We start from the raw sequence: 17392 nt of genomic DNA, 5'->3' as shown, positions 1-17392 counted from the left end.
ACTCTCCTTTTTTTCCAATACTAGTAAAATTAATTTACTAGTATTGGTTTGTTATATTCTTTATTTATAAATTTATATTTAAGCCTTAACAGTTTCTTTTAAATTAACTAATTCTCTCATATCGCCCATTATTGCTCTTGGAACAGGTATATCAAGCATTGTTCTAAGTCCTGGTATTGCATTTATAACATGTGGTATAGAATTTACACACATTGCTATAGTACCTATCCCTCCTGGTATCTCTGGAGTTATTTGTAAATTTATATTTGGAGTACCTTTTATAGTTACATAATCTCCTGTTGATTGCCCTTCTAAGTGAGGTAATATTTGTTGTGGATGTTCCATTTCTATTTTAACTTTTCCATCAACATATCCATATCCACATTGTCTACAACCTGCAACATTTCCTGCTTCTACCTCAGCGTACTCGCTCTTTCTATATACACTACTCATTATTGGTTCTCTAGTTTCCTCTACTTTTTCTAAATTCCATCCTATACCATGTGTTATCATGTTTATAGATTCAGGAAAACCTACATGACCTGCTATTGATCCATCTTTAACGCCATTTTCAAATTCATCTTTTGTAACTCCAACCCCCTGTTCTATCATAACTGCTTTACCAAATGGAGATAAGTCATTTACTCTAGCAGCCTTTATATACTCTACTTCTTCGCAAGTTCCAGTTAAAGCAAGTATTAGTAAATCAAGTACAAATCCTGGGTTTATTCCTGTACCAAGTACACTTACTCCATGTTCTTTAGCTATCCTATTTAATTCTTTAGCTAATTCTGGTTCTTGTGCTTTTGGATAAGACATTTCTTCTGCTGTTGATATAACGTTTATTTTTCTTTCTAATATGTATTTTATCTTATCAAATGCTCCTTTAGTGAATGAGTCAGTTGCAAGTAACACAACATCTGCACATTCATCAGTGAAAGCTTCTTTATAATCAGGCTTTATTATAACTTCTGGCCTTTCTCCTCTTTCACACCCTAGTACATCATATACACTTTTATTTACTCTTTCTGGATGCATATCACAAACTGTAACTATATCTACTCCATTTTTTTTAAGTAACATTTTTGCCATTCCACTTCCCATTGCTCCAAATCCCCATATTCCAACTTTTATATTTCTCATATATACTTCCCCCTTATATTTATTTTTTTATGTTTTATATACAAAGCAAGGATAATGCCAATTTTTTAATTTTTCCTATTTTTTAAAAATTTATCTATTTTTATCCCCGTCGTTTTTTATACATAGGGTATCTTTCCTTTTTTACATGCAAGAATTTTATATTAATCATAAAACTTTTGATACCTCATACAGATTATATATATCAATAGGTTTGAAAATGAAAAAAGAGCATTAAATTTTGCATGTACTGCAAAATTTTTTGCTCTTATACTATCTATTAATTCTTATATTATATTTTTTCATTTTATACTGAAGGTTTTGCCTTGTTATTCCAAGTATAGCAGCTGCTTTTGTTACATTTTCTCCTGATTTTTCTAAAGCTTCATGTATATATCGTTCTTCTATATCTCCTATTATCCAATCTAAAGGCTTTGAGCCTATATCTATTATATATGTATTTTCTGATAAATTGGTTTTATATTCATTTATATTTATCATATCTTCATCTAAAACATCTTCATTTTCCATAAGACTCATACTAGAATATATAGTGTTTTCTAATTCTCTTACATTTCCTTGCCAAAAGTGATTTTTAAGTACCTTAGCTCCCTTTTCAGATATACCAATTAAGTTTTTATTTAATTTATAATTATATTTTTTTATAAATTTATTTGCAAGCAATATAATGTCTTCACCTCTTTCTCTAAGTGGTGGGATTTCTATATAAATTACATTTAATCTGTAATATAAATCTTTCCTAAGTTTTCCTTCATTTAATATATCTACAGGATTTTCATTAGTTGTAGCTATTACCCTTACGTCAACTGGTATATCCTTTGTTCCTCCAACTCTTCTTACATATCCTTCTTGAAGTACCCTAAGTAGCTTTGCTTGAAGTTGAAGTGGCATAGAATTTATTTCATCTAAAAGTATTGTACCCTTATTAGCTTGTTCAAATAAACCTGGCCTATCTATTGCACCTGTGAATCCTCCTTTTACAGTTCCAAATAGTATTCCTTCTAATAAGCTTTCGGGAAGTGCCGCACAATTTTGTGCTATAAATGGTTTGTCTCTTCTTTTACTTTCATAGTGTATAGATTGACTTATAAGTTCTTTTCCTGTTCCTGTTTCCCCATATATAAATACTGTTGCATCACTTTTAGTTGCTTTTTTTGATATGTTAATTGCTTTTTTTATACATTCACTTTCACCTATTATATCGCTAAAATTATATCCTTCTTTTGTCTTATTTTTTCTATTATTTTCCTTAATATCATTTAATTTTATAATCTGTTCTGATAATGTTTGAATTTGAGTCATATCTTTTGAAACTTCTAATGCGCCAATTAGCTCCCCATTAATTTCAACTGGTATTGTCGTATTTATAGTAGTTATTTCTTTTCCATCTTTGTTTAAGTATTTTTGTACATTATCTTTTATCTCTTTTTTATTTCTAATAACCTTAAGTAGCGTACTATTTTTTATTTCCATATTTTTTAATACATCTTTGAAAGATTTATTTAATACATCTTCTTTATTCATATGTTCTAATTTTGCCATAGCATTATTATATATTAATGTTTTTCCATTTTTATCTATAAAATGTATACCTTCATCTATGCTTTCTATTATTTTTTCTATAACTTCTTTATATATATTATTTTGCATAGCCCCTCCACCTAAATATCTATTTTATAATATAAAAATTTTTTGTATCAAACTTTTTCTTAAAATTACAACATACTTTTAAGAATTTAACTTTTGCACCCTATTTTCCTTTTTTATCAAATATATTTATTAGATATATAATTTTATATTATTTCAATTATTTATATATGTGTTATAAAATATCTTTCTATTTTTGATGTAGGTATTTATACTTTTTTCTGCTATAATTTCTATATAATTACAATTTTTTTCAAAAGGGTGTATAAAAATGTTGAATAAAGTTAAAAATAATTTTAGGTATTTAATATTACCTACATTAATAGTTTTATTTTGTCTAAATACTACAAATACAAATGCAATTTCAACAAAAAATGTATTATTCATCAGTTCATACTCTCCAAGTTTTATAACATTTGATGACCAATTAAATGGTATCTGTGATTCTATCGATAGTAACTACGAAGTTCAAATAGAATATATGGATATAAAAAAATTTAATGATGAAGAATTCAGAAAAAATTTCTATAATTTAATAAAATTTAAAACTAAAAATTATAGAAAATATGATGGCATTATTCTCGGGGACGATGCTGCTTTAGATTTTGCACTAAATAATTTAGAGTTATTTAAAAATACTGCTGTGGTATTTCTTGGTATTTCAGATGAAGATAATATAAAAAGGGCAATGGAGAGTAATATAAATGGGGGTGTTATTGAAAAGCCATCTATATCAGAAAATTTAAATCTAATACATAATTTATTTAATGAAAATAAAAACTTAATCTTAATAAGTGGTGATGAAAGTAAGTATAAAAAAGAGATTGATGAATTTTATAGCTTTAAATCTAAATACAAAAATTTTAATTATAAAAATATTGTAATACCCGATAAAATTGATGAATCCTTTTTATCTAAGCTATCTAATATAGATAAAAATAAAGATGTTGTTTTGTATCTACATCCATATATAATCAACTCACCTAAAGACTTATATATATATGAATCAGTTGAAACAATCTCTAAGTATATAGATGCACCTATGTTTACAACCTTAAACTATAATCTTTATGATAATATGGTTGGTGGGAAAGTAGTAAGTCATTATGAACAATCTACTCTTGCAAGTAAATTACTTAAATCGATATTAGATGATAAAGTAAATACAAAACAACTTATAACCAGTGATGAGGCTAATGTATGGTGTTTTAATTATGATAATTTAGTTAAATATAATATACCAAAAAATAAGCTTCCAAAAAACTCAATAATAATAAATAAACCCATTCCATTTTTTGAAAAACATAAGGAACTTATTTTTCCTGTTACTTTGACTTTAATTGGACTAGTATGTATAATAATTGCTTTACTTATACATGCCCATAAAACTTCAAAACATAAAGAGGAATTAAATAAATCTAAAAAGATTGCTGAGGATGCTAATATTGCAAAAAGTAATTTTATAGCTAATATAAGTCATGAACTTAGGACACCAGTTACTGTTATTTCATCAGCTAATCAACTTTTAAGTATATTATTATCTAAAGAAACTTTACATAATGATGATAAAATACTTAGCAACTTAAATATTATTTCTCAAAATTCAAATAGACTCATTAGACTTATAAATAATGTTATCGACGTAGCTAAGTTTGACTGTGGGTTTTATAACTTAAAACTTAAAAATATCGATATAATATCATTTATAGAAAATACTGTTTTATCTGTAATTCCTTATGCTAAATCTAAGAAACTAAATATAATATTTGACACTAATATAGAAGAACTTAATATGTGTGTTGATCCTGAAAAAATTGAAAGGATAGTACTAAACCTTCTTTCAAATGCTATCAAATTTTCAAGTGAAGGAGAAGATATATTTGCAACAATAATTTTAGATGAAAATAATTTTAATTTTATAGTTCAAGATAATGGTGTTGGTATAGATGAGGCTAACTTAAATAAAATATTTGAAAAGTTTACTCAAATAGATAGTGTATTTACCCGACAAAATGAAGGAAGTGGAATAGGACTTTCTATTGTTAAATCATTTGTAAAACTTCACCAAGGTACTATAAGTGTTAACTCAAAATTAGGTGAAGGATCCTCTTTTATAGTATCATTACCTATAAATTCTACATTAACTACTGGTGATGATTTAGAAATACCTTCTAACTTAGATGGTGCTAGCATTGAACTATCTGATATATTTAAATAAAAAGATACAAGTTAAAACTTGTATCTTTTATTATATTAAAATTTCATCTATATCTCTTATAAGCTCTAATTTCTTAGTGTCACTTATTTCTTTATTAACTTCTATTTTCTTTTTTAGTGCTAACAATTTCTCTTTTTTTATATCTAGTCTAGATTTTCTTATGTCCATTTCATCAAAACTTTTACTTAACATATTTATAAGAGACGCCATTTCATCAGAACTTCCTGCTATTCTATTTAATAACATTAAATTTTGTTCTAATAACTCTGGTATTTCGCTTAATGAATATCTAAGTTGATGATCTATTTCTCCATATCCTTCTTCAAATATAGTTCTAACTTGTATCTCAGATATAACTTTTTGCGTCGTAGGGTAAGATTCTATAAGATAATGTACTGACCTATACCCTGATATTCTTGAACACACTTCTATACCCAATTCTTCAAATTGCTTAGTATTATCCCCTTCTCTAACATTTGCTACTATTTCATTAACACGCCACATAAGGCTTATAAAATCATGTATTTCTTTCCAATCTTCCTTAAATATATGTATAACTCTTATTCCTAATAAATCTGTTATTTCTTGTTTATAGTTTGATACAGTAAAATTAAAATCTTCTCCATACTTTTTTCTTCTGTCTGGTGTTTTTCTTATTACTTTTTCTAATAAGTGTTCTTCATCTTTAACCCTAGTTTTAACTGAGTGTACTTTTTTATGTGCCCTTAATATATTTGCTATTAATTCAGCTTGCGTTTCATAACTTTTTCTATAATTTTTAAAGTCCTCATATATATCTACTAGATCATTCCAATTTATATTATTTTCAATTAAAAAATCTTCACTTATATTGTAACTATTTAAAAAGTCTGTTTTATTAATCATTTCAGCCTCCACTTAAGTTCGTATAAATAATATTATAACCTATAAAAAACTTTATTTGTAAGCAATCTTTCTATAGGCTAATAGATATATTATTTTGATTGTCTATAATAAATCCATATTTTTTATATAAATTTCTTAAATCCTTTTCACTTATAATATTCTCATCTGCTACTAATAGACCTTCTATAATTTTTATTTCCTTTAGATTATTCTCTTTAAGTACCTTATTAATATCTCTAATTATATCTTTTAAATTAATAAGTATCTTTCTACCATATCCTTTTTTTGATTTAATAGCTCTAAAATTATTTATGTATAAACTAGATCTTTCTTTGTATTGATAGTATACACATTCCATATATGCCTTATTTTTACTGCCACTTAATGTTTGTATATTCACAGGTATACCTACAGATATAGTATTTATATCTATACTAATGATAATATACATTAGTCTATCTAAATTATCTTTATATTCTTTAATTATTATATTTTTTTTATCATTTGATTTTATATACCTTTTTAAATTTCTTAAAAATTTAACATAGTAATTATACTCATCAATATATTTAAAATCATCTTCATTTAAATTGTATTTATTATTATCTTTAATCACACTAAGTTTTAGTTTGTTTATAGCACTTATGTCTTTAGTATTTATATATTGTTTCATTTTATTTATCTTAATATCTAAAGTTTCCATATGCTCCCCCCTAAAAATAGTATTTTTACAATTTTATAGGAGTATAAAACAAAAAAGAACTTACTCATATGAGTAAGTCCTTTAATTTATTTAATACTATTTATATTTTGAGCTACTATAATATGCTTATAAGTATTGCACCTTTTGAAGTATATGTTCCCATAACTGATCCAACTTCACTTATAGTTATATTTTTAAAATCATATTTATCTTTCATTATCTCTTTTATTTTTTCTGCTTTTTCTATACAATTCGAATGTGCTATTGCTAATGATTTTTTATCATCATTTATATATTTACTTACACTATCTATTACTTTTTTTATACAATTATTATCTCCTCTTGCTTTATCTACTGGTTTAACTACACCATCTATTACCTGTATTATAATCTTAAAATTAAGCACATTTATTATTTTCCCAGCTAAAGGATTTACTCTTCCTCCCTTTATAGCATTTTCTAGAGTATCTAGTGCTCCAAAAAATATAACTTCATTTTTTAATTTTTCAATTTCACTAACTATTTCCTCAAGAGATTTCCCTTCCTCTGCTAATTCACATGCTTTAACAACTAATAATCCTTGACCAATTGAGCCATTTAATGTATCTATTATTTCAATCTTTTTGTTGTTTTCTTCTAAAAACATATTTTTAGCAAGCAATGCTGTTGAGTATGTAGCTGATAATTTAGATGTTAATGTAAGTACTAAAATTTCCTCTTCCTTGCAGTCATAATGCTTTACAAACTTTTCAGGAGATGGACAAGAAGTTTTTGGAAGTTCATTAGAATTGTCCATCCTTTTATAAAATTCACTTTTTTCTATGTCTCCATCTTCATAAACATCTTCTCCAAAAGAAACATTAAGTTTTACTATGCCTATATCATATTTTTCTATTGTATCTTTATTTAAATCACATGAGCTATCTGTTATTATTTTTACCCTTTTCATAGATCTTTCCTCACTTTATTATTTTTAAATTCACCATAATATTAAAAATATAAATCAGTCGGTCGGTTGACTGATTTATATTTTCATTGTATATTTACTATATATAAAAGTCAATAGTTAAAATATATTATTGAGATCTTCTCAATTATATGATTTATTGACAATAAAATTTTATGATATTATAATTTACTTGTTATAATAGTAGTATTTGAAAGGGATATCACATGAAACCAAATAATATGAAAGAAAATATTTTGCTTACTGCAACAGATTTGATGATTAAAAATGGTATTAAAAATACAAGTCTAGCAGATATAGCAAAATCTGTTGATATAAGTAAAGGAACTTTGTATTATCATTATTCTTCTAAAGATGATTTAATATCAGATATAGCCAACATGCATTTAATGGCTATTACAAATGCTGCTCTTGATTGCGTATGTAATATAGATTCTGATGCTTCTAACGAGCAAATGATAAATCTTATAATGGATAAAATATCAACTATTGAAGGAAGAGGCAGAATTCACATGTATATACTTTGTGAGGCTATAACTAGTAATGATAATTTAAGAGAAGAAATAAAACTTAAATATATTGAATGGAGAAATACTATTAAATCAGAGCTTATAAAAACTAATAAAAAAGATGCAGAAGCCCTTTCTTTTTTACTAGTATCTATAATAGATGGTTTAGTTGTACAAGGTTTATTAAAAACTGAAAAGATACCATATGAATCTATAGCTAACTTTTTAGTTAGTCGTTTTATATAAAAGACATCTTAAATTTAAGATGTCTTTTTTATATAATAGTGATTTTCCTATATTTAAAATACTGTTTTTATATTAAGAAAATAATCTTACATTATAGTATAATAGTACTCTCGTCTTCAAATACTATAAGCTTGTCTAGATTTTTTATATCACTCACTAATCTTTGTAGTGCTAAATCTTTTTTCTTAGCCTCTATCATTACATCTACATCCTTATTTACATTATCTTTTATTAAATATATAAACTTTAAGAATTCTTTAGCATCTATATAATCAGAATGTCTTCTATCATTTTCAAATTCTCTAGGCGTAGAAAAATGTATCTTAGGTTGCAATTTTTCATTTTTCCACGTATTAAATATATCATTTAACAATCTATCTATATTTTCACCATTATTGTTACAATTATGGTGATGTATGTCTAAAACCATAGGTAAATTCAGTATTTTACATATATACAAAACATCTTTTACAGTAAATATTTTATCGTCATTTTCTAAGATTAACTTATTTTTAACTATAACTGGAAGTTTATTAAAATTTTCTATAAATCTTTCTATAGCTTTTTCTTTTTCTCCCTTTGCTCCACCAATATGAATAACCATCTTAGCATCCTTACAATTTATATCTTCTAAAAAATTAGCTTGCATAGTTAAATTCTTAGATGTATTTAAAAATACACTTTCTCTATCAGTATTTATTACATTAAATTGGTCTGGATGAATATCAATTCTTAAGTTATTATCATTTATGATCTTACCTATATATTCAAAATCTTTTTTAAAATACTTTCTATAGTCCCACATAACTTCTGGATGAGTTGCTAATGGTATAAGATTTGAAGTTATTCTATAAAAGTGTATATTATTTTTTATATTATATTTTAATATTTTCTCTAAATCAATTATATTTGAATATGTTACTTTTTTTAATTTGTTCAATCTTTCTTCATCACTATTCATACTAGAATATCTTTTAAATGTAAGAGTACTTGATGAAGTTACTTTTGGTAAATTAAGTGCTATAGCAACATATCCTAGCCTTATTCTCATATCTATTCTCCTTATCATCTTTTATATTTACTATTAATTTTTGCTTTTTTTTTAATTTTATTAATAGATAATATTTACTATTAATTTTTCATATATATATACATGTCTATATTAATATAATTATTTTTATAGACTATATATTAACTTAATGAGGAGATAAATTTTATGAACATAGTTAAAAGAAGAAAACTTTTAATAAATGCGTTTATTTTAACGTTTACCACCGTTACACTGGGATTTATAAATACTGGATTTCGAGTGTATATTTCTAATGAAATTGGTGCTGAAGGTATGGGGTTATATCAGCTTATAATGAGTATTCATATAATGACTTCTACTTTTGCCATATCTGGTATTAGAGTAACTACCACTAGGCTTATAGCTGAAGAACTTGGAAAAAATAACAGAGCTAATATAAAAAAAATTATGAATAGAGCCTTTGTATATAGTCTTTTCTTTAGTTCTTTAACTACATTTATAATTTACAATAGTTCAGAGTTTATAGCTATAAAATTTATCGGAGATGAAAGAACTATATTCCCTCTAAAAATATTAGCTTTAAGTTTACCTTTTATCGGTATTTGCTCTTGTCTTCATGGATATTTCTATGGAATGAGAAAAATTGTAAAAAGTATAACTTCAGATATTCTTGAAGTATCTTCATCAATGATAATAATAATAACTTTTTTAGGTTTATATTTGCCTAAAGGTCTTGATTATACTTGTATTTTAGTAGCTATAGCTATGACTGTGGCTAATATACTAGCAGCTGTTTATTCTTACATTCTATATTTATTTGAAAAAAAATCCGGATTTAGGCGCATTGATAGTACTAGTTCTAATTGTAGTTTATTGACTATCTCCAAAATAGCTTTTCCTATTGCTTGTAGCGCTTATATACAAACAGGCCTTAGGACTTTAGAAGATATTTTAATACCAAATGCTCTTAGACAATTTGGTTCTACTACTTCTGCTTCTTTATCTATATTTGGTATGATTAAGGGTATGGTACTTCCTATTCTCTGCTTTCCATCTATATTTTTAGCTTCGTTTTCTACGCTAATAATACCTGAAATAGCCGAAGCTAAAGCACTTAATCAAACTAATCGAGTAAATAGTATAATATCTAGAGTTTTTAAATTTACACTTATGATAGCAGTGTTTGCATCAGGACTTTTTATTATATACTCTAAAGAAATGGGCATTACTATATATAATAGCGCTAAAGTTGGAGATATGATGAGAATTCTTGCTCCTTTGATACCTTTTATGTATCTAGATAGAGTTGTTGATGGTAGTTTAAATGCTCTTGACCAACAAGTTAGTACATTAAAATATAACCTTATAGATATGAGTGTTAGAATTGCATTAATATTTTTTGTAATCCCTAAAAAGGGTATTGAAGGTTTTATATTAGTATTATTTGTTGGTACTTTACTAAATGCAACTTTAAGTATAAATAAACTATTAAAAGTTACAAAACTTGAGTTTCTTATAGGTGATTGGATTTTTAAACCAGCCATATCTGTTACTTTGTCTGCTACTATAGTAAAATATATTTTTGATGTCACAAATATAAAGACTCTAATTATACCACAAGTATTACTAGTTATTTTGTTTTATTTTATATTTTTAATATTATTTAAATCTATAAGAAAAAATGATGTTATGTGGTTTATAAATGCTTTTAGAAAGGATATAAATCCTACTAAAATTAGTGACGTAGGTTTTTATAAATTTTACAATAATATGTAAAAATAAAAATACTATAGGAATCCTATAGTATTTTTATTTTAATTTATCTCTTTTAAGAATTTAATTATACTCTTAGCAGTTTTGTTAATTTGCTCTTTTTCACTTATTAATGCTTCATTATCTCCATTTTGAAGTCCATAATCTCCAAAATAGGAATGATTAGCACCTTCTATTTCTACATAAGTAGTATTGTTGGGTAAATCTTTTTTAGAATCTATTAGTGATTCAAAGTTTACTACACCATCCTTACTTCCCCATATAGACAATACGTCTTTTGTCATATTTTTTAACTTATCAGTCATAGGATATGATGAAAGTAATACAACTCCATCTACTAAGTTGTTTTCAGCTGCAAAGCTTGAAGCAACTACTCCCCCTAAAGAATGTCCTCCTACTACCCAATGTGTTATATTTTTATATTCCTTCATTACTTTACTAGCTTCATTTTCTCCAAGAAAAGCTATATTAAGTGGCATTTTTAATATAACTACTTCATACCCAGCCTCTGATATCTCTTTGCATATTGGTGCATAAGCTTCTGGATTTATTTTAGCCCCTGGATAAAATATAAACCCTTTAGTTACATCCTTATTTTTTGGAGTAAACACTATATTTTTATCTATTTTAACTTCTACCTTCTTATCACTTATTAACGCTTCTTTTGCCAATGTTCCTGGTTCATATGTATTTCCTATCCATATAAAAAATCCTAAAAGTGATATTCCTAACATTATAGAAATTGTTATAAGTATTTTTCTTTTGATATTTTTTCTTCTTAATTCTTTTTCCTTTTGTTCAGTATGCTTATTTATCTGATCTATTATTAGTGGTCTTTCTAATTCCATAGTTATGCTAAAAGTATCGTCTGATATTCTTTCTTTTCTGTCTTTTCCCATATGCTCCCTCCATAACTCAAAATACTATTATAGTTTATCATATATAAAGTATATTTTCATTAAATTAAGTAACTATTTTTTATTAAATTATCCAGTAAAATCTTTTATCCACTCTTTTATAGACCTATCCATTTCTATTGAAAATTCTGAACTAATTTTATTTTTGTATATTAATTCACCAAAGTTTTTAGCATTTTTTTGGTTATTTTTTATCATTTTTTCTTCTTTATATTTATACATTTTATTTAAATCATCTTCATTTAATCTTTGGTATTTTTCTTCAAAAACAACATATTCTTTTTCAAATCTATCTCTATAAATCTTTTTAAAATTATCAGGATAATAGCCTAGTGTTATCATACAAGCTGGGAATGTATAGCTTGGTAAATCTAATATTTCTTTATGCTTTTCATAATTTTCCATAATATCTCCTATATAGCAACTTCCTATACCTAGGCTTTCAGCAGTTAAAACTGCATTTTGACATGCTATTATAGCATCATTTACTCCTAACATAAAATCATTTATTCCTGGTGTTTTTATACCTTTAATATCACATATCTTAAAATAGTCAAACCATTTTCTCATATCTGCTAAAAATAATAATATTACTTGTGCATTTTTTATAAATGGTTGATTATCACAAGTTTTACTTAATAATTCTTTAGTATTTTTATTTGTTATCTTTATAATAGAATACATCATCATATTTCCTGCTGTTGGCGCTTTTATTGCACTATTTATTATTAAATCTAAATGTTCTTTCTCTATCATTTTATCCTTGTATCTTCTTAATGACACTCTTTTATTTATAGTATTTATTACTTCATTCATAATATCCCCTCCCTATATAATTATATATCTATATGCAATTTATATTAATAAAAAATAAGCACCACGTAAAATTTACGTGATGCTTATTTTTTAATTTATTTTATTTCCACAACATGTGCAATATATGGAATCTATATCTATATTCATATTACATATTTCACAAGTTATATATTCTTTTTCTTCTAGCTCAAGTTCTACCTTTTTGCCACATTCTGCACAGAACTTAGCACCTTTACTTATTGTGTTCCCACACTCGCATATACTCTCTTTCATAGATTTATTCAGTTCTTCTATTATTTTCATATTTTCATATATTATTTTATCTATTTTTACTATATCATTACTTATTTCATCAAAGTCAGTATCTACGATTTCATTTTTTCTTATCTTATCATAAAGTAATATTCCCATATCTAAAAATAACCTTGCTTTTAATTCTTGATTTTCATTTATAATCTTATTTATACTATTTTTTTCTTTTATTAAATCTACTTTATCTTTAATCTTTGATACTTCACCTTCTATTTTCTCTTGTAAATTTTCCATATTTATCCTCCAATTATACTTATTCAAAATTATAAAGTTTATATCCTATAAAGGCTAATATATAGCTGTATATAAATGAACTTATAATTGTAATTATAATAGGTAATCCAAATGTAATAACATTATGATTATTTGCATTTGTAGTTAACATTCCCACACCAACATCAATTTTACTTAACATAGATATTAATACCATAATAAAAGAATACATTGTACTAAATATAAGCAATACATTTTTATCATTATTTTTAAAATTTTTCTTTAAATTACATCCAGCTATTAATATTATAAGACTTACTAATATAAATACTATTATAAATATAATCTTAGTATCAAAAAATAAATCAGAATTAAATATATTAAATATAGATATTGTATAATCACCTATAACCATAGGAATTAAATTTGCAAATCCCCACATATAAACAGATAATTGACTTACAATTATTCCTGTGTTTATATATTTCATATATTCAGATATACCAAACTCGTATAAATATGTACTATCGGATATAGTAAGTATACCAACAATTATAAATACTAATATGTAACCTATTATAAATATATTTATAACTTTTTTAAATATATTTATATATATGTTTTCTTTGCCTATTCTTTTTTTATATCCTATAGTAAATGTAGATAAAAATCCTATTAAAAAACTATTTATAAATATACTTGTTGTAGCAAACTTTACTTTAAGTAAAGTAGCTATGTTCATCATATCATATGAGTTTAATTCAATTTTTGATATCATACTTATAACTGCCATAAATAAAGCGTAAACTATTCCAACCCCTATAGAATTTATAATAAGTTCATTAGGTGTGTTACTTTTATTTTTCATAAATAATATATTACTTATAACTAAGGATATTATAGGTGCTATTAATAAAGATATTACTCCTAAATGTACGCTTACTTCACCTACACCTATTAAAGATGATGATGTTATATTAATACTACCTAAATTCATACCTAGCATTGTATGAAGTGGACTTATACTAATCCCTAATTTTCCTAAACTTATATCCATCATACCATTAAAAATTACAGATAAAATAAATAAAATCAATATAGATGATACAGAGGTTATAAATATATTAGTCCTACTAGCATAGCTTTTTATATTATTAATATTAAATTTACTTTTTTCTCCTATATTAAATAAGTTTTTATCTACTACTTTAAAAAGCTCATTGCCGCATTGTTTACAATAATTACTTCCATATTTACTTTCAGTATGGCACTTAGAACAATTCATTTCATTATTTATTTCTAGTCTATAATAATTTGAAATTTTATTTAAGATTTTCCCATCCTCTTTTGAATAATTACTATATTTTTCTTCTGTATTCATTCTTACCTCCAATACAAGCATTTAACTTATTTATTGCTATACTCATATTATCAAGTATACTATAAAACTCTAGCTAAAAGCTAGAGTTTACAATCCAATTATTCCCTTTTCTAAATTATATAATTTGTTGAATCCTTCCATATGAAGTAGATTACATGCTGTTATACTTCTATGTCCACTTCTACAGTAAACAATAACATTTTTTTCTTTGTATTCTTCTAATTCATCTATCTCAAATAATAAATTATTTAATGGTATATTTATAGAGTTTTCTATATTATTCTCTTCATATTCTTCCCTTGTCCTTATATCAATTAATATAGTATCCTCTTTTTTCATTAATTCTTTTAATTTTTTATTATCTATATTTATATAAGCCATATTATCCTCCTTAAATCTTTAATCTATCTATTTAATACCCTGAATATTTTGTTAAAAACATTGTATTAATTAACTTTTCTAGATTTCATAAGCTTAATATGTCTTATTATAAATGATATTTCCATAGTTATAGCTGCACAACTTATAAGCCTTTGAACTATATCTGTTGTATCAACTGCATAGTTATAAAAATATATAATTAATAAAATATCTATTATCAACATTATATTGTCAAGTATCTTTATCATTTTGCCTCCAATTTTTATTATGATTAATAATTATAACATAAAATATAATCTATTTTTCTATATTTTATTAAATTAGGACTTATACTACTCATATATTATTTAGATAATTTGTTAAATTTTTCTGTATATAAAGTTCGCTTATATTTAGTAACGTGTAGATAATTCGATTTAAAGCCGAATAGTAAAATTAAAAGCTTAGGATATTCCCTAAGCTTTTAATTTTACTATTCAATTGTTATTGCACTTACTGGACATCCTTCACATGCTTCTTGTGCACTTTCTTGTAAATCCTCACTTATTTCTCCTTCTATAGCTACTGCTAATCCATCATTATCCATATCAAATACTTCTGGGCATATTCCTACACATGCTCCACATCCTATACATACGTCTTTATCTACAAATGCTTTCATTTTAAAGCCTCCTATTTAATTTGTTTACATTATGTATATATCCATATTGTGATGGTCTAAACAGATTTTTTTATATAACTAATTTTTTATTTATTTTTTAAATATTATTATAATATAAAAAGCACTAAACATAAGTCTAGTGCTTTAATATATAAATATTAGAATTCAGCATTTTTAGGAGTTCTTGGGAATGGTATTACGTCTCTTATATTAGACATTCCTGTCATGTACATTATTATTCTTTCAAATCCTAGTCCAAATCCTGAGTGAGTAGCTGTTCCGAACTTTCTAAGTTCTAAGTACCACCAGTAATCTTCCTTGTTTAATCCCATTTCTTCTATTCTTTCTAATAGTTTTTCTTCTCTTTCTTCTCTTTGAGAACCTCCAACTATTTCTCCTACTCCTGGAACTAATAAGTCCATTGCTCTAACAGTCTTTCCATCTTCATTCATTCTCATATAGAATGCTTTTATGTCCTTTGGATAATCAGTAACAAATACTGGAGCTTTAAATATTTGTTCTGTTAAATATCTTTCATGTTCTGTTTGAAGATCATCTCCCCAATTAACTGGGTATTCAAATTCATGTCCGCTTTCTTGTAATATTTTAACAGCATCTGTATAAGTAAGTCTCTTAAATTCAGAGTTTACTACGTTGTTTAATCTATCTAATAATCCTTTGTCTATAAAGTTATTGAAGAATTCCATTTCTTCTGGAGCATTTTCCATTACGTAGTTTATTACGTATTTTATCATGTCTTCAGCAAGTTCCATATTGTCTTCTAAGTCTGCAAAACATATTTCAGGTTCTATCATCCAGAATTCTGATGCATGTCTTTGAGTAAATGAGTTTTCAGCTCTAAAAGTTGGTCCAAATGTATAAACATTTCTAAATGCAAGTGCCATTATTTCTGCATTTAATTGACCACTAACTGTTAAGTTAGCTTCTTTCCCAAAGAAGTCTTTAGAATAGTCTATATTTCCTTCTTCATTCTTAGGTATGTTGTTTAAATCCATAGTAGTTATTCTAAACATTTCTCCTGCACCCTCACAGTCACTTCCTGTTATGATTGGAGAATGTGCATACACGAAGTTTCTATCTTGGAAGAACTTATGTATAGCGTATGCTGCTAAACTTCTTACTCTAAATACAGCAGAGAAAGTGTTACTTCTTGGTCTTAAGTGAGCTATTGTTCTTAGATACTCTAATGTATGTCTTTTCTTTTGTAATGGATATGAAGAATCTGATTCTCCTTCTACTACTACTTTAGTAGCATGTATTTCAACTGGTTGCTTAGCACCTTCTGTTGATACTAATTCTCCTTCTACAAGTATTGATGAACTTATTGGTAATTTAGATATTTCTTTGAAATTCTCTAATTTATCTTCTGCTATTACTATTTGCATGTTCTTAAAGAAACTTCCATCATTTAACTCTATAAACCCAAAGTTTTTAGATGCTCTAGATAATCTTATCCATCCAGCTACATTTACAGTTTTACCTACATACTCTTCTTTTTTTCTGTACAAGTCTTTAATTTCTATAAATTCTTTTTGCATTTTGTTTCCTCCA

Annotated in this window: 17 protein-coding genes; 3 read left to right on the top strand and 14 right to left on the bottom strand. The window is 25.4% G+C overall.

All coding sequences use genetic code 11. The annotated features are described in order from the left end of the window. Positions 1 to 78: 78 nt before the first annotated feature. Positions 79 to 1143: a 2,4-diaminopentanoate dehydrogenase gene (gene ord / locus I4U66_RS01690; protein WP_195580918.1), complete on the bottom strand. Its 1065-nt coding sequence runs from the start codon at positions 1141 to 1143 to the stop codon at positions 79 to 81. Between the two features lie 270 nt (positions 1144 to 1413). After that, positions 1414 to 2811 carry a sigma-54 interaction domain-containing protein gene (locus I4U66_RS01685; RefSeq protein ID WP_092926753.1) on the bottom strand — a complete coding sequence of 466 codons (1398 nt, stop codon included), beginning with the start codon at positions 2809 to 2811 and terminating at the stop codon, positions 1414 to 1416. Between the two features lie 268 nt (positions 2812 to 3079). On the opposite strand from I4U66_RS01685, the gene I4U66_RS01680 reads away from it, so the two are divergent. Further along, the gene (locus I4U66_RS01680; RefSeq protein ID WP_195928342.1) at positions 3080 to 5026 is read left to right on the top strand and encodes a sensor histidine kinase; all 1947 of its coding nucleotides are present in this window, start codon (positions 3080 to 3082) and stop codon (positions 5024 to 5026) included. A gap of 30 nt (positions 5027 to 5056) precedes the next feature. Here I4U66_RS01680 and I4U66_RS01675 read toward each other — a convergent pair whose 3' ends face one another. The 3 genes from I4U66_RS01675 to I4U66_RS01665 form a co-directional block, all read right to left on the bottom strand. After that, on the bottom strand, positions 5057 to 5911 hold the full coding sequence (locus tag I4U66_RS01675; protein ID WP_207733503.1) for a RelA/SpoT domain-containing protein: 855 nt from the start codon (positions 5909 to 5911) through the stop codon (positions 5057 to 5059). A 70-nt stretch (positions 5912 to 5981) separates the two neighbouring features. Next, positions 5982 to 6614 (bottom strand): hypothetical protein, encoded by a 633-nt coding sequence (locus tag I4U66_RS01670; protein WP_092926759.1) that lies wholly within the window; start codon positions 6612 to 6614, stop codon positions 5982 to 5984. 115 nt (positions 6615 to 6729) lie between these two features. After that, a complete protein-coding gene (locus I4U66_RS01665) occupies positions 6730 to 7563 on the bottom strand; it encodes a DegV family protein (protein ID WP_092926761.1) in 834 nt (277 codons plus the stop codon). 224 nt (positions 7564 to 7787) lie between these two features. Between I4U66_RS01665 and I4U66_RS01660 the strand changes: the two genes are divergently transcribed. Then, positions 7788 to 8336, top strand: a complete 549-nt coding sequence (locus I4U66_RS01660; protein ID WP_092926763.1) for a TetR/AcrR family transcriptional regulator — start codon at positions 7788 to 7790, stop codon at positions 8334 to 8336. A gap of 91 nt (positions 8337 to 8427) precedes the next feature. On the opposite strand, the gene uvsE is transcribed toward I4U66_RS01660, so the two are convergent. Next, a complete protein-coding gene (uvsE, locus tag I4U66_RS01655) occupies positions 8428 to 9387 on the bottom strand; it encodes a UV DNA damage repair endonuclease UvsE (RefSeq protein WP_092926765.1) in 960 nt (319 codons plus the stop codon). Positions 9388 to 9552: 165 nt separating this feature from the next. Between uvsE and I4U66_RS01650 the strand changes: the two genes are divergently transcribed. After that, a complete protein-coding gene (locus tag I4U66_RS01650) occupies positions 9553 to 11142 on the top strand; it encodes an oligosaccharide flippase family protein (protein ID WP_092926767.1) in 1590 nt (529 codons plus the stop codon). 38 nt (positions 11143 to 11180) lie between these two features. On the opposite strand, the gene I4U66_RS01645 is transcribed toward I4U66_RS01650, so the two are convergent. From I4U66_RS01645 to asnS, 8 genes are all read right to left on the bottom strand, one after another. Next, positions 11181 to 12038: an alpha/beta hydrolase gene (locus I4U66_RS01645; RefSeq protein WP_092926769.1), complete on the bottom strand. Its 858-nt coding sequence runs from the start codon at positions 12036 to 12038 to the stop codon at positions 11181 to 11183. Positions 12039 to 12125: 87 nt separating this feature from the next. After that, on the bottom strand, positions 12126 to 12872 hold the full coding sequence (locus tag I4U66_RS01640; RefSeq protein WP_207741681.1) for a nitroreductase family protein: 747 nt from the start codon (positions 12870 to 12872) through the stop codon (positions 12126 to 12128). Between the two features lie 90 nt (positions 12873 to 12962). After that, entirely contained in the window at positions 12963 to 13418 is a 456-nt protein-coding gene (locus I4U66_RS01635; protein ID WP_092926772.1) for a double zinc ribbon domain-containing protein, read from the bottom strand. Between the two features lie 19 nt (positions 13419 to 13437). Further along, a complete protein-coding gene (locus I4U66_RS01630; protein ID WP_092926774.1) occupies positions 13438 to 14778 on the bottom strand; it encodes a hypothetical protein in 1341 nt (446 codons plus the stop codon). An 87-nt stretch (positions 14779 to 14865) separates the two neighbouring features. After that, entirely contained in the window at positions 14866 to 15159 is a 294-nt protein-coding gene (locus tag I4U66_RS01625; RefSeq protein WP_092926775.1) for a rhodanese-like domain-containing protein, read from the bottom strand. Positions 15160 to 15224: 65 nt separating this feature from the next. Further along, a complete protein-coding gene (locus I4U66_RS01620; protein ID WP_092926777.1) occupies positions 15225 to 15407 on the bottom strand; it encodes a hypothetical protein in 183 nt (60 codons plus the stop codon). A gap of 224 nt (positions 15408 to 15631) precedes the next feature. Further along, a complete protein-coding gene (locus I4U66_RS01615; protein WP_092926779.1) occupies positions 15632 to 15820 on the bottom strand; it encodes a ferredoxin in 189 nt (62 codons plus the stop codon). A 158-nt stretch (positions 15821 to 15978) separates the two neighbouring features. Further along, positions 15979 to 17379, bottom strand: a complete 1401-nt coding sequence (gene asnS, locus I4U66_RS01610; protein ID WP_166505037.1) for an asparagine--tRNA ligase — start codon at positions 17377 to 17379, stop codon at positions 15979 to 15981. Positions 17380 to 17392 lie beyond the last annotated feature (13 nt).

The sequence above is a fragment of the Romboutsia sp. D33t1_170424_H2 genome, from assembly GCF_015669105.1.
GTDB classification, from domain to species: Bacteria; Bacillota; Clostridia; order Peptostreptococcales; family Peptostreptococcaceae; genus Romboutsia_C; species Romboutsia_C hominis.
Note: the sequence above shows the minus strand (reverse complement) of the source record. Positions and strands in the feature narration are given on the sequence as shown.